Origin of the sequence: Shewanella donghaensis, from assembly GCF_007567505.1 — a bacterium.
Lineage (GTDB): Bacteria > Pseudomonadota > Gammaproteobacteria > Enterobacterales > Shewanellaceae > Shewanella > Shewanella donghaensis.
The window spans coordinates 578,498-592,794 of sequence record NZ_CP041783.1 but is presented as its reverse complement, the minus strand read 5'-3'; the positions used below and the strand labels follow the sequence as shown (position 1 = coordinate 592,794).

Below are 14,297 nucleotides of genomic sequence, written 5' to 3'. Positions count from 1 at the left end.
GCTTGAAATTTAAACGCGCTAGTTAAATTATTGTATAATTTGACATTGCAGGTTAGCTTTCACTAACATCGCCATCTATACAGAAGATATCCACAACTTATTAAATAAATTGCCGCTTGCAAAAAAGCCTCAACCTCACTATCTTGTATGTGAGATTTAATTAAACACCATATCTTGTGTGTGACATCACATTGAGACACTAGCGTTACAACGCATTGTATCTCTTTATAACACTAGTATTTTTTAATATATGACGTTGTTAGTGCTTATGGATGATCAACTTACAAGGGAACGTAATGTGATTTATTTTCGATCGTAACTCAAACGATTAAAAAAAGATCCACTGTATAGAATTATAGAATCAAGGCTTTATTTAATGAACAGCAATATGACAGTCACAAAACGAAGTGGCGAACGCGAAACAATCGATTTAGACAAAATTCATCGCGTTATTGAGTGGGCAGCAAAAGGACTGAAGAACGTTTCAGTCTCTGAAGTTGAATTACGTTCTCACCTGCAATTTTTCGAAGGTATTCCAACCGAAGCTATTCACGAAACTATCATCAAAGCAGCAGCAGATTTAATCTCTCCTGAAGCACCTGATTACCAGTTTCTAGCTGCTCGTCTTGCTGTATTTCATCTACGTAAAAAAGCCTTTGGTCAATTCGAACCACCTAAACTAATCGATCAAGTAACGCGCTTGGTTGAACTAGGTAAGTACGACAAACATATTTTAGAAGATTACACCGCTGAAGAAATAACCATATTAGATAGTTATATCGATCACTGGCGTGATATGAATTTCTCATATGCTGCGGTTAAACAGCTTGAAGGGAAATACTTAGTTCAAAACCGTGTCACAAACGAAATTTATGAAAGCGCACAGTTTCTTTATATCTTGGTCGCGGCATGTTTATTTGCTCGCTACCCAAAAGAAACACGTTTGGATTACATTAAACGTTTTTACGATGCGACGTCGATGTTCAAAATTTCATTACCAACGCCAATCATGGCGGGTGTTCGTACCCCAACACGTCAATTCAGTTCTTGCGTTCTGATTGAATGTGATGACAGCTTAGATTCGATTAATGCGACTGCATCATCAATCGTAAAGTATGTTAGCCAACGTGCTGGTATCGGCATTAATGCGGGTCGTATTCGTGCGCTAGGCAGCCCTATTCGCGGCGGTGAAGCATTCCATACGGGTTGTTTACCATTTTATAAGTATTTCCAAACAGCCGTTAAGTCTTGTTCTCAAGGCGGTGTCCGTGGTGGTGCAGCTACCCTGTTCTATCCATTATGGCATTTAGAAGTTGAATCATTACTGGTTCTTAAAAATAACCGTGGTGTTGATGATAACCGTGTACGTCACCTTGATTACGGTGTTCAACTAAACAAATTGATGTACCAACGTTTAATTAAAGGTCAAAACATCAGCTTGTTCAGCCCGTCTGATGTCCCAGGTTTATATGATGCTTTCTTTGCTGATCAAGATGAGTTCGAACGTCTATACCTTCAATATGAAGCGGACTCAAGCGTGCGTCGTAAAGAGATTAAAGCAGTTGAATTATTTTCATTGATGATGCAAGAACGCGCCTCTACTGGCCGTATCTACATTCAAAATGTTGATCACTGTAATACTCACAGCCCATTTGATTCGAAAGTTGCACCAATTAAGCAATCTAACCTTTGTTTAGAAATTGCCTTACCGACTAAGCCACTTAAGAACATTGAAGATCCTGAAGGTGAAATAGCTCTTTGTACACTTTCAGCATTAAACCTTGGTGCTATCAAAGACTTATCAGATCTAGAACCGTTAGCTGATTTGGCAGTACGTGCACTTGATAATTTGTTAGATTACCAAGACTACCCAATTATTTCTGCTCAACTTGGTTCGATGAATCGTCGAACTCTTGGTATAGGCGTCATCAACTTCGCCAATTATCTTGCTAAGAATGGCATGAAGTATTCTGATGGCTCAGGTAATCACTTAACCCATAGAACCTTTGAAGCCATTCAGTTCTATTTGTTAAAAGCATCAAACAATCTTGCTGAAGAACAAGGCGCATGTCCTTTATTCAATGAGACGACTTACTCTCAAGGTATCTTGCCAATTGATACTTATAAGCGCGATTTAGATAAAATATGTGATGAACCATTACATATGGATTGGGAAGGTTTACGTGCAGACATTAAACAACATGGCTTACGTAACTCAACACTTTCAGCATTAATGCCTTCAGAAACGTCTTCACAGATTTCTAATGCTACTAACGGTATTGAGCCTCCACGTGGTTTAATCAGTGTTAAGGCCAGTAAAGACGGCCAATTAAAGCAAGTCGTACCTGATTTTGATGAACTGAAAGACCAGTATGAATTGTTATGGAATATGCCTAACAATGATGGTTACTTACAGCTAGTTGGCCTAATGCAGAAGTTCATTGACCAAGCAATTTCGTCTAATACTAATTACGATCCAACACGTTTTCCGAATCAAAAAGTGCCAATGCAAACCTTACTTAAAGATTTGCTAACTGCTTATAAATTAGGGGTTAAGACCCTTTATTATCACAACACTCGTGATGGTGCTTCTGACAGCTTTGATGACATCACGGTTGTTGAGAAAGAAGATGATGATTGTGCTGGCGGCGCTTGTAAGATTTAATCAATAATTAGCATATAAATGCGGGGAGTTGTCCCCGCTTTTTTAGGATACAAAAATGGCTTACTCTACTTTCTGTCAAACTCCGAATAACCCAATGAACGAACCGATGTTCATGGGGCAATCTGTCAACGTTGCTCGTTACGATCAACAAAAATATGAAGTGTTTGAAAAATTAATTGAAAAACAATTATCATTTTTCTGGCGTCCAGAAGAAGTAGATGTAAGCAAAGATAAAATTGATTATCAAGGCTTACCTGAGCATGAAAAACATATTTTCATCTCAAACCTTAAATACCAAACTTTATTAGACTCAATTCAAGGTCGTTCACCGAATGTCGCTTTATTGCCATTGGTATCATTACCGGAACTAGAAACTTGGATTGAAACCTGGTCTTTCTCTGAAACAATTCACTCTCGTTCTTATACGCATATCATTCGTAACATTATGAATGATCCTTCGGTGGTATTTGATGACATCGTTGTTAATAAAGAAATTCTTAAGCGTGCTGGTGACATCGCCCAGTATTACGATGACTTAATTGAATTGACCCAAGTCATGAATTTACATGGCGAAGGAACTCATTTAATTGCTGGCAAAGAGATTACTGTTACTAGCCGTATTCTAAAAAAATCATTGTATTTATGCATGATGTCAGTGAACGCACTAGAAGCGATTCGTTTTTATGTCAGCTTCGCATGTTCATTTGCCTTTGCTGAACGTAAGCTTATGGAAGGTAATGCAAAAATCATTCGCTTAATTGCACGTGATGAAGCATTACACCTTAACAGTACTCAGCATATTTTGAACATCATGCAAGGTGGAAAAGATGACCCTGAAATGGGTGAGATTGCTGCAGAGTGTGAGCAAGAAGCTTATGACATTTTCTTTAAAGCTGCAGAGCAAGAAAAAGAATGGGCGCAGTACTTATTTAAAGACGGTTCTATGATTGGCTTAAACGAGCAAATCTTATGTCAGTACGTTGAGTATATTACCAATCAACGTATGAAAGCCGTTAACTTAGCGCAACCTTATCCAGAGCAAACCAACCCACTACCTTGGATGAAAAACTGGCTTGAAAGTGATGCTGTTCAAGTTGCGCCTCAAGAAGTTGAAGTCTCTTCTTATTTAGTCGGTCAGATTGATTCGGCTGTTGATAGCGATGAGTTTTTAGATTTTGATCTATAACAGAAATTTTAAAAAAGCCCCTATTGTTAGCTTAAATGGGGAACCTGTGTTGCTGTTCAATCAGCAGCAACACACGCTTTTAGAAGTATTAGAAATAAAAAATGTCAACGTCTTTTCAGAATGTCGACGTGGTTTCTGTGGATCCTGTAAAACAAAAATCAACAGCGGTAAGGTCACATACATTACCGAGCCATTAGTCGAACTTGAAGCTGATGAGTGTTTGCCTTGTTGTTGTGTGCCAGATACCAATATCGATCTTGATTTAACTACAGATGAACCAACTAATATATTTGTGAAAAAACTTAAAAATTTAGAACTCACTGACTAAAATCCGAGACTAAATCGCGCTCATCCATAATTAGGTTCATTTTAGATCTACTATTGCACTTTCGCTTTTTTTGCCACAAAAAACATCTTCTCGACCTCTCCAAACATCCAGTTCATGATATTGCCAGCGCCTTTATCCCGCCGTTTAACCAAGCCCATTTCAATGGTGATTGAATCTGAAATATGGTAACAACTTAATGCCTTTATCTCTCCAGAATACCAGTCACTATTAGCAATGTGTTCAGGCACTAGCGCCCAACCTAAGCCACGCACCACCAAAGAGGTAATATAATAATAACTATCAACGTGCCAGCAGTTGGCTGAAATGGGTTTACTTTTTGTTTCTAAATCACAAATCACAAATTGCTTGTACTGATTTAATTGAGAGATATTAGGAACAGGAATATCTGCCAAAGGATGGTTCGGTGACACTATCAATGATTTATGAAAACTATCAATGGTGAAAAACTCTAAACTGTCACTCAATGCTTCACCTAAAAACAATATCCCTAAATCAGCTTTACCTGACTCAACCCACTGGGCGATATCATCTCGAGAACCATTCAAAATGGTCAGTTTAAGTAGCGGGAAAGTATTGGCGGTTTTTTCAAAAAACTCTTCAAATGTAAAAATGGGTACAGCTTCGTCAATGGCGATAGTTAACAGTAACTCGTCTTCGGTCACTACCGAGCTGGCTTTGGCATTTAAACGCTCACACTGGGCGATTACGGCGTTAGCTTCAATATACATCTGTTCGCCTTGCACGGTTAAAACAGGCAAACGCCCTGTTCTATCAAATAACTTAAACCCGAGATCAATTTCTAAATTAGCGATAGCGGTACTGACTCTTGATTGTGCCTTACCAAGGGATCTCGCTGCGGCAGAAAATGAGCCTAAATTAACTGCTGTAACAAATGCTTGAAGCTGTTCTATTGACCAATTCATATCATTGACTCTTTTGTCTTTCATACCTACCCATCCGATATCCGGATAGTAACTAACTTTATTGTATCTCAATAATGAGGATAATGACGATTCATTCACAGTGAGTCATTTAAAATGTCATTATTCAGTACAGCCAAAGTCAATCCAGAAAATGTTAACCAACATTTTTGGAAATACGCCATTCCTTCCATCGCCGCGATGCTGGTTAGTGGCCTTTATCAAATCATCGATGGCATGTTTGTTGGACATTATATTGGTTTTGAAGGGCTCGCTGGTATTAACCTCGCTTGGCCCATCATCGCCTGTATCATTGGTGTTGGTATGATGATTGGCATGGGCGCAGGTAGTTTACTGTCCATTAGCCGAGGTGAAAATGATTATTCCAAGGCGCAAAGCGTTATCAGTAATGCGCTTTTTCTGGTTATTATATTTAGTGTACTCGCAGCCATATTTATCCACTTTTTTGGTGACAACTTACTACTGTTACAAAAAGCAGAAGGTCACAACTATGCCATGGCATTAGATTATATCGATGTGTTTGCCTACGGCGCATTCTTTACTACAGCTGCAACTGCACTTCCTTTATTAATAAGAAATGATGAGAATCCAGCAATCGCTACGCAGCTTATGATGTTAGGTGCTGTCATTAATATCGGTTTAGATTACCTATTGATCGCCGTCATCCCATTAGGTTTACAAGGTGCAGCTATTGCAACGCTTATCTCTCAAGCCATCGTTGTTATGCTTGGTATAAGCTACTTCTATTCGAGTAAATCGAATACTAAAATACAATTCAATCTAAAATCCATTAACCAGACACAAACCTACTCAATACTTAAGCTAGGAGTATCTAGCTTATTCATGTTTATGTACTTCAGTTTCATCATTGCATTACATAACTATTTATTCATGCTTTATGGTTCCGCGATTCATGTCGCAGCCTTCGCTATTATTGGTTATATCGCGACACTGTTTTATTTGTTGGCGGAAGGTATTGCTAGCGGTATGCAACCTCCTGTGAGTTATTATTATGGTGCAAAACAAGTGCACAATATTAAAGCCACTGTGATATTGGCGTTAAAATTAGTCTGCGCACTGGGACTCACAATTGTAGTGGTACTTAATATATTTCCAGAAATGGTGGTTCATTTCTTTAGCCAAGGTGAAGCAGAATTAATGGCTGAGACACTTATCGGTATCAGATTACATTTATTCGCGTTGATATTAGACGGAATAATATTTGTGACCACTATGTACTTTATGGCGGTAAATCAAGGTGGAAAATCATTGACAGTATCTTTTGGTAACATGTTAATTCAAATTCCATTTTTAATTATTTTACCGATGATATTTGGTGTGAATGGCATATGGCTAGCAGTGCCACTATCCAATATAGCCCTGTGCATTATTCTTACGCCAATGCTCTTAAATGAAGTCAGACGTATAAATCTATTAGGTGAACAGCAAGCGCAAATAGATTTGAAATCGTTAAGCGCTATTAAAGCCATCTAACATAGCTCTTGATGAGACAACACTTCACTGATGATGCTAAATAACATCCTAAACAGCCGTTAGTATTTTCCAGCGGCTGTGATTGAACCAGGTTTTAGCAAAATGTTGTTAATAAAGTGTCGTTATTTAACTTCGAATTATCACGTCTTCTGCTTAAAAGCTTTCAACCAAAAATCTAACCTTAAGTAATAACCAAAGTTCATTTTTGGAATAAATAGTTACACATTTATGGGTTTATCGCTTCGCTAAATGTTAAACCATTGTTAACATTCATATCCTGATAATTTATTCAAATCATTAGCTTCAATGGATTAAGATAATAAGAATTAAGGACAATCATGATTAAAAAATCACTTAAATGGCTAGGAATTAGTGCATTAGGCGTTGCGACAATGGGTGCTAGTTTCGCCGCACATGAATGGTATGCAGACAAACCATTCATGTTTAGATCTTATCTAGATAGAGAAATGGTTAAAATGGCATTTGAAGATCCTGAAGGGTTAACCTCTCTTGGTTTTCTCGAATCTGTTGGGATTAAAGGTCACAACGCTCACCTCGATGATGTTGATCCTGCCAATACTCAAGTTATGTTTAACGAAATGAAGCATTTTCGTGACGGTTTGCATCAATATGAAGATAAGGATTTAGATGAAAACCAGCTGATATCAAAAGAAATCGCACTGTATTTCACTAACCTTATTGATGACTTCGAAAAGTTTCAGTACCACACTTATCCAGCAAATCAGATGTTTGGCATCCAAAGCGGCTTTCCAAGCTTTATGGAGTCCTCTCATCAAGTATCAACAGTAGAAGATGCCGAAAATTACCTTTCACGTATGGGTGAACTTAATCGTAAATTTTCACAATACCTATTAGCACTTAAAGAGCGTGAAGATCGCAATATCATTCCACCACGCTTTGTCATACAAAGAGTGCTCGATGAAATGCATGGTTTTGTCGCGACACCGGCAAATGAAAATATTCTTTATACTTCGCTTGTCACCAAATTCAATGATACTGAAGAAATATCAGAAACAGATAAAGCTCAACTGCTGGCGCAAACAGAACAATCGATTACAGATTCAATTTATCCCGCTTATGATTTATTTATAAATTATTTTGAAGGATTGAAATCTAAAGCTGGCACTGATGACGGATATTGGCATTTGCCTCAAGGCGATCAAGCTTATGCATTAGCCTTAAAGCTGTTTACCACCACAGATTATAGCCCTGATTACATTCATGATTTAGGACTAACTGAAGTTGCTCGTATTCAAGCGGAAATGCTATTGCTGTTTCAACAAGAAGGCATTGATACCAGCAATGGTTACCTCGCTGCAATGAATGAATTTTCAGATAAGCCTGAATATTATTATGAGGATAGTGACGAAGGTCGAGCTCAAATTCTGGTGGATTACCAAACTATATTAGATGAAATTAATGACGGTCTAGATGACAGCTTTAACATTCGCCCAAAAGCAGGCATGGAAGTTGTGCGTATTCCTGAATTTAAAGAAAAAACAGCACCTGGTGCTTACTATCAAGGTCCATCATTGGATGGTAGTCGTCCTGGTCGTTTTTTTGCCAACTTATATGACATAAAAACCTCACCTAAATATGCCATGCGCACTTTAGCGTATCACGAAGGTATTCCTGGCCATCATTTCCAGGTGTCCATCGCGATGGAGCTAGAAGGTATGCCGTTAATTCGTCGATTCGCTCCTTTTACTGCTTATTCTGAAGGCTGGGCACTATATGCAGAACGTTTAGCATATGAGCAAGGATTTCAGGATACACCAGCTGATAACATTGGTCGTTTAACAGATGAGTTATTACGCGCCGTTCGTCTTGTAGTTGATACCGGTTTACATCATAAACGTTGGACTCGTGAGGAAGCCATTGAATACATGGCTGACAATACTGGCCGCGCTGAACGTGATGTAATTTCAGAAATTGAACGTTATATCGTGATGCCAGGCCAAGCGACATCTTACAAAGTCGGCATGATGAAAATTCTAGAGTTACGTCAAAAAGCCAAAGATACACTGCAAGATAAATATGACATTCGTGAGTTTCATGATGCAGTACTTAAAAATGGTGCAATGCCTTTAGACTTACTGGAACGAATAATTGATCAGTATATTGAACAAAGGCTTCAACAAGCTTAAATAACTTAATAATTAACAACAAAAATAAAAATGGAATGTTAAAAAGGACTGCAACTGCAGTCCTTTTTAGTTATTGGATTAAATAACCATTAGATTACCCGTAAGTGTAACTTGCGCCTAAACCTAATGGGAATCCAATTGACCAATAAATAAGTAACCATGTACTCCAAATAGACAGTAGTGCTAAGCTAAATGGCAACATCATTGAAATTAAAGTACCGATGCCAATCCCCTTCACATAACGCTGGCAATACACAACAACTAATGGGAAATATGGCATCAACGGAGTAATAATATTAGAACTTGAATCCCCGACTCGATAAGCCGCTTGCGATAAATCAGGGCTAATATTTAATTGCATCAACATTGGCACTAATACTGGTCCTATCAATGCCCATTTGGCAGAAGATGAACCAACGAACAAATTCACAAAACCCACTAGAATAACCATGCCAATAACGGTTACCTCTGCTGGTAAATTCATTGCCTTAAGTCCACCCGCACCTTCAACCGCAATCAAAGCTCCTAGGTTTGATGCAGAAAATGCAGCAACAAACTGGGCACAGAAAAATGCCATCACGATGTAATGTGCCATGCCACTCATTGATTTAGACATAGCCTGAACCACATCAGCAGAACTTTTAAAGGTTCCAGTCATAAAACCATAAACTAAACCTGGCAGTACAAAAAAGATGAAAATTAATGGCACAATTGATTGCATCAGTGGCGCGCTGAAACTTGTGAGAGAGCCACTTTCATCTCTTAACGTCGATGTTTCTGGAATAGCTAACGAAAAGAAACCAACAATTGCGGCAAACATTACTGCTGATGAAATTCTAAATGCCTTAAGTTCTTTCGACGTCACATTTTCCATCGCAGGTAAATCGACTTCTTCACGGTTAACCTTGTGAGTGCGATTTAATCTGGGCTCGAGTACTTTGTCAGTCAAATACCAAATAACTAATGTAATTGGAATACATGATGACGCTGCAAAAAACCAATTATTTAATGGGTTGATTTGAATATCTGGATCAACAATTTGGGCAGCAGCCTGAGTAAAGCTTTGCAATAATGGATCGATTCCAGAAGGAATGAAGTTGGCACAAAACCCACCTGAAACGCCTGCAAATGCCGCTGCAATTCCCGCTAATGGATGCCTACCAACGGTGAAAAATATTACGCCAGCAAGGGGGATCACTACGACATAACCCGCGTCTGTCGCGGTATGGGAAATAATACCCACTAATACGACAGCTGGAGTGAGGAATTTCGCAGGGGTTACTCTCAACATTTGTTTGAGTGCAGTATTGATAAAACCTGATTGCTCAGCGACACCGACACCTAACATTGCCACCAGCACCACACCTAATGGGGCAAATGCAGTAAAGGTGGTCACCATAGAAGTGAGAAAGTGGGTTAATGCATCTGCACTCAATAAATTGTTCACCACGATTGGGCTATCTGTTCTTGGGTCTATAGCGTCAAAACTAACACCTGAGAGTAATGCTGAAATACCCCATACCGCAAACATCAATATTAAAAATAACATTGCTGGATCAGGTAATTTATTACCCACTCGTTCAATGCCATCTAATGCTCTGCCTAAAAAACCCGGCGCTTTTTCTGCAGGTTCACTTTTAACTGTCATATTATCCCTACCTTCAATTATCCCTTTGACTGATAGCACAGCATAAATGCCATCTACATTTATGGCCAGCCAACAAAGGAAATCACTATTTTAATTATTTGTAAAATGAGTTTATGAAACCAACCTTTATACAAACTTAAAATTTTTTAAAATAACTGATATATAGGGAGTATTTCTAAAAGTTTATCTACATGTGTAAAAAGCGGATTACATATGAAGAATTTTAGTTAATGGTGTAAATAATTTTGCAGTAATGGAATAAGGATCAATAAATGCTAACGATCAACAGCTTAGAATATCGGCCAACCAATAACATCTACCAATACAACTTATTGATCTGAGTTAAAGTCTGTTAACCTCTGCCGATAATAACTTTCATCACATAAAACATTGAGAAAGCATGAGCGAACCTAGCGATAAATACAGTATTAACAATACTGACTACGAAGTAGGACAAGATAATATCCAGAAATGGGGGTTTGATATCCACAACCCTGTTTTTGGGATCAGCGCGGGCTTAATTGCCGTTTTTCTAATTGCATTACTCGCTGTTGATCCTAGCACAGCAAAAGCAGCGCTCGATGGCGCTAAATGGAAAATCATCAATAACTTTGATGTTGTTTTCATGTGGTCTGCAAACTTTTTCTTAATTTTTTGTATTGTCTTAATTATCTCACCCTTCAGAAAAATCCGTCTCGGTGGCAAAGACGCCGTCCCTGAATATTCAATATTTTCGTGGATGGCAATGCTATTTGCAGCAGGTATGGGAATTGGACTGATGTTTTGGGGTATAGCCGAGCCAGCGGCACATTTTACAGGTTGGTTTGAAACGCCTGGTGGTGTTGAGCCCTTTACTGATGAAGCCATCAAAGCCTCTCTGGGTGCAACCATGTTCCATTGGGGTCTTCACCCTTGGGCAATATATGCTGTAGTCGCGCTATCAATGGCTTTTTTCACATTCAATAAAGGCTTACCGCTTTCGATGCGTTCTGCGTTCTACCCTATTTTAGGTGATAGAACTTGGGGTTGGTTTGGTCATATCATTGATATTCTTGCAGTACTGGCAACACTATTTGGTTTAGCTACGTCGCTTGGCTTAGGCGCGCAGCAAGCAGCAAGTGGTATAAGTCATGTATTTGGGATCAGTAACGGCATTTCAACCCAACTCATCATCGTTGCATTTGTTACGTCATTAGCTATTTTATCCGTTGTACGCGGTATGCATGGCGGCGTTAAAGTACTCAGTAATATCAACTTATTGGCCGCTTTCGCGTTATTATTATTTATCATCATAATGACCTTTTCAGTCACACTGACCTATTTACCCATTACTATCATGGGTTATATTGAAAACATCATACCGTTAAGCAATCCACATGGCCGAGCAGACGAAGCTTGGATGCATGGTTGGACAGTATTTTACTGGGCTTGGTGGATTTCTTGGTCACCATGTGTCGGTATGTTTATTGCGCGTATTTCCCGTGGCAGAACCATAAAAGAATTCTTGCTTGGCGTACTGTTAATACCAACTGCGATTACTATCTTTTGGATGGCAACATTTGGCGGCAATGCCATTGATCAAATCATCAATCAAGCTGGTGAATTAGGGAAGAATGGCCTTACAGATATTACACTAGCGCTATTTCAAGCTTATGACGTGATGCCGATGAGCTCGATTATTTCTGTGCTTTCAATCGTACTGATTATGGTGTTCTTCATTACTTCATCAGACTCAGCCTCACTGGTAATTGACAGTATTACCTCTGGTGGCAAGATTGATGCGCCAATCCCACAACGTATATTCTGGGCAACCACTGAAGGCGCTATTGCAGCTGTATTATTGTATGTTGGTGGCACTGAAGCGATACAAGCACTTCAAGCAGGAACTATTTCTACAGGTCTACCCTTCACCTTTATATTGCTTACTATGTGTGTAAGCTTAACAATGGGCTTAAAATCTGAAATGGATATTCATGGGAAAAACTACGCTAAGTAATAATTGTAGTTCTAATTAAAATTCCATTAAGTAGAATATAAAACCAGCAAAATACTATTAAAAATAGATTTGCTGGTTTTTTTTGCATTAAAAATTGATTATTATTTCACCTGTGATGGTTGTTCGACATTAACGCCTTTACTACTTGCTCGAGTAATAAAAAACTTCATTGATACATCACCAGTATTAAATATGCCGTGTAAGTCCCAGGGCGAAACATACAATACATCGCCAGTTTTTGCAGGTGTTTCTACGCCGTTTAACGTCCAAATACCCGAACCTTCTACAATGTATAAATACTCTTCTTCAGCATGTTGGTGAGGCGGATGAATTTCATTGTTAGGTTCTATAATTGCCAAACCCACAATTGCATCCTTGGTGCCTATTGTTTCGCCGTAAAAATAGGTGTAGAAATCACTACCATCGTAAGCTGTCTTATGGGTGTTTTCAAAGTTAACAATACTAGATTGAATATGACTATTTGATTCATTATTTATAGCGTTAGTTTCATTCGAATCTTTATTTTTTACAAAGGCACACGACGTCAGAAAAGTTATAGATATCGAAATAATTAAGTAAAATCCCGATACTTTTGCCATTTTTGACAGATTATTTTTCATAGCTTGTTCCTTATCGTAAATAAATTGCCAACTTTAACTTAAGCACTTTCATAAGAAAGTACTCAGCCGGCTACCTATTTATCTGATCCAATAGCCCCTTCACCAACTTGTTAAATTTTCAGGTATTAATATAACCAGAGACACATATATTCTTATCTGTGATTCAGATTAACTTATCAATTTTAGGTATATTGCATTGTCATTATTAAGCTATTTATCATTATTAAAAATAGCATCGAGCTTAATACGTTCAACTGAATTTAATTCGGGTGATCCACCCTGCATACCAGAACCTGAGGCAATCCATAGGTAGCCATCTATTTCAATTACACCGCTCCCATGTCTTCCTTGAATTAAAGAAGGCTTTTTAAACCATTGTTTTGATGGGCTATCAAATAAGTGAACTTCTTCATGAGCTTTATTGGGATCGGCACTTTCTCCCCCGACCACTATCAACTTATTTTGATGAGCGAATATTGCAATGCCAGCTCGTGGGATTGGTAATTCGTTTTGCACTACTTGCCATTGATTAGTCTCGATATTAAATACATCAAGTTTGCCTTCAACTAACTCAAATACTTGATTGTGCTTGCCTAGAGTTCTTCGTCCCCCAGCAACATAAATATGATTATTAATTAGCGCAGCTTGAGCATGGTCTCGCGCGTGTGGGGCATCATTGAGAATAGTCCAGGTATTGGTAATAAAGTCATAGCGATCAACCCAGTTAACATTGCCATCTAGGTGACCGTTAGTAATACCGCCAATAAGGTAAAGGGAATCGTTTTTAACAACAGCAACGGCACTACCTCTTAACCTTGCTGGTGGAATCGCTGGACCTTTTTCCCATTTGTTTTCATTAGGGTAAAAATAATAAATATGTTCAACTGGCGTCTCAGCGGGATAAGCTCCAGTTAACGCCCCTGCAATGACAATTTTGTTTTTCCATACACTGGGTTGAAAGTGATGTAGCTCTATGGGGGATGCTTGTAAAGGGCGCCACGTTAGCAAATTAGGGTCAAATTCATCAACGGCTTTTATTCCTCTGCCACCAATTAAATAACCCTTATCTTCAAATTTGATAAAACCTGCTTCGTGGCGTGCAGAGAAAGTGTTAGATGTTTCTATTTGCTGCCAAGTGGTTGTGGCTGCTGCGTTATGTACAACAAATAGAGAAATAAATAGTGAAACAAACAAGGGCACAACAGAACAGCGAATATGGATATTTTTCAT

At 38.5% G+C, this 14,297-nt stretch carries 10 protein-coding genes; 6 read left to right on the top strand and 4 right to left on the bottom strand.

All coding sequences use genetic code 11. The annotated features are described in order from the left end of the window. Positions 1–376: 376 nt before the first annotated feature. From nrdA to yfaE, 3 genes are read left to right on the top strand one after another with little or no spacing between them, the layout of a single operon-like run. Positions 377–2,665: a class 1a ribonucleoside-diphosphate reductase subunit alpha gene (gene nrdA / locus FPK91_RS02455; RefSeq protein WP_144207494.1), complete on the top strand. Its 2,289-nt coding sequence runs from the start codon at positions 377–379 to the stop codon at positions 2,663–2,665. A 55-nt stretch (positions 2,666–2,720) separates the two neighbouring features. Then, positions 2,721–3,851 (top strand): class Ia ribonucleoside-diphosphate reductase subunit beta, encoded by a 1,131-nt coding sequence (gene nrdB / locus FPK91_RS02450; protein ID WP_144207491.1) that lies wholly within the window; start codon positions 2,721–2,723, stop codon positions 3,849–3,851. After that, positions 3,841–4,179 carry a class I ribonucleotide reductase maintenance protein YfaE gene (yfaE, locus tag FPK91_RS02445; RefSeq protein ID WP_144207488.1) on the top strand — a complete coding sequence of 113 codons (339 nt, stop codon included), beginning with the start codon at positions 3,841–3,843 and terminating at the stop codon, positions 4,177–4,179. Before nrdB ends, yfaE begins: the two co-directional genes overlap by 11 nt. 50 nt (positions 4,180–4,229) lie before the next feature. Here yfaE and FPK91_RS02440 read toward each other — a convergent pair whose 3' ends face one another. Next, positions 4,230–5,123 carry a LysR family transcriptional regulator gene (locus FPK91_RS02440; protein ID WP_144214089.1) on the bottom strand — a complete coding sequence of 298 codons (894 nt, stop codon included), beginning with the start codon at positions 5,121–5,123 and terminating at the stop codon, positions 4,230–4,232. Positions 5,124–5,237: 114 nt separating this feature from the next. Between FPK91_RS02440 and FPK91_RS02435 the strand changes: the two genes are divergently transcribed. Continuing rightward, on the top strand, positions 5,238–6,635 hold the full coding sequence (locus FPK91_RS02435) for an MATE family efflux transporter (RefSeq protein WP_144207486.1): 1,398 nt from the start codon (positions 5,238–5,240) through the stop codon (positions 6,633–6,635). Positions 6,636–6,973: 338 nt separating this feature from the next. Further along, the gene (locus FPK91_RS02430) at positions 6,974–8,803 is read left to right on the top strand and encodes a DUF885 domain-containing protein (RefSeq protein WP_193559177.1); all 1,830 of its coding nucleotides are present in this window, start codon (positions 6,974–6,976) and stop codon (positions 8,801–8,803) included. Positions 8,804–8,897: 94 nt separating this feature from the next. Here the strand turns inward: FPK91_RS02430 and FPK91_RS02425 are convergent, their stop codons facing one another. Beyond that, positions 8,898–10,451, bottom strand: coding sequence for an AbgT family transporter (locus tag FPK91_RS02425; RefSeq protein WP_144207484.1), 1,554 nt, complete (start codon positions 10,449–10,451; stop codon positions 8,898–8,900). Positions 10,452–10,851: 400 nt separating this feature from the next. Here FPK91_RS02425 and FPK91_RS02420 point away from each other — a divergent pair, with 400 nt between their 5' ends. Further along, positions 10,852–12,447: a BCCT family transporter gene (locus FPK91_RS02420; RefSeq protein ID WP_144207482.1), complete on the top strand. Its 1,596-nt coding sequence runs from the start codon at positions 10,852–10,854 to the stop codon at positions 12,445–12,447. A 101-nt stretch (positions 12,448–12,548) separates the two neighbouring features. On the opposite strand, the gene FPK91_RS02415 is transcribed toward FPK91_RS02420, so the two are convergent. After that, a complete protein-coding gene (locus FPK91_RS02415; protein ID WP_144207480.1) occupies positions 12,549–13,067 on the bottom strand; it encodes a cupin domain-containing protein in 519 nt (172 codons plus the stop codon). 210 nt (positions 13,068–13,277) lie between these two features. Then, the gene (locus tag FPK91_RS02410) at positions 13,278–14,297 is read right to left on the bottom strand and encodes a Kelch repeat-containing protein (protein ID WP_144207478.1); all 1,020 of its coding nucleotides are present in this window, start codon (positions 14,295–14,297) and stop codon (positions 13,278–13,280) included.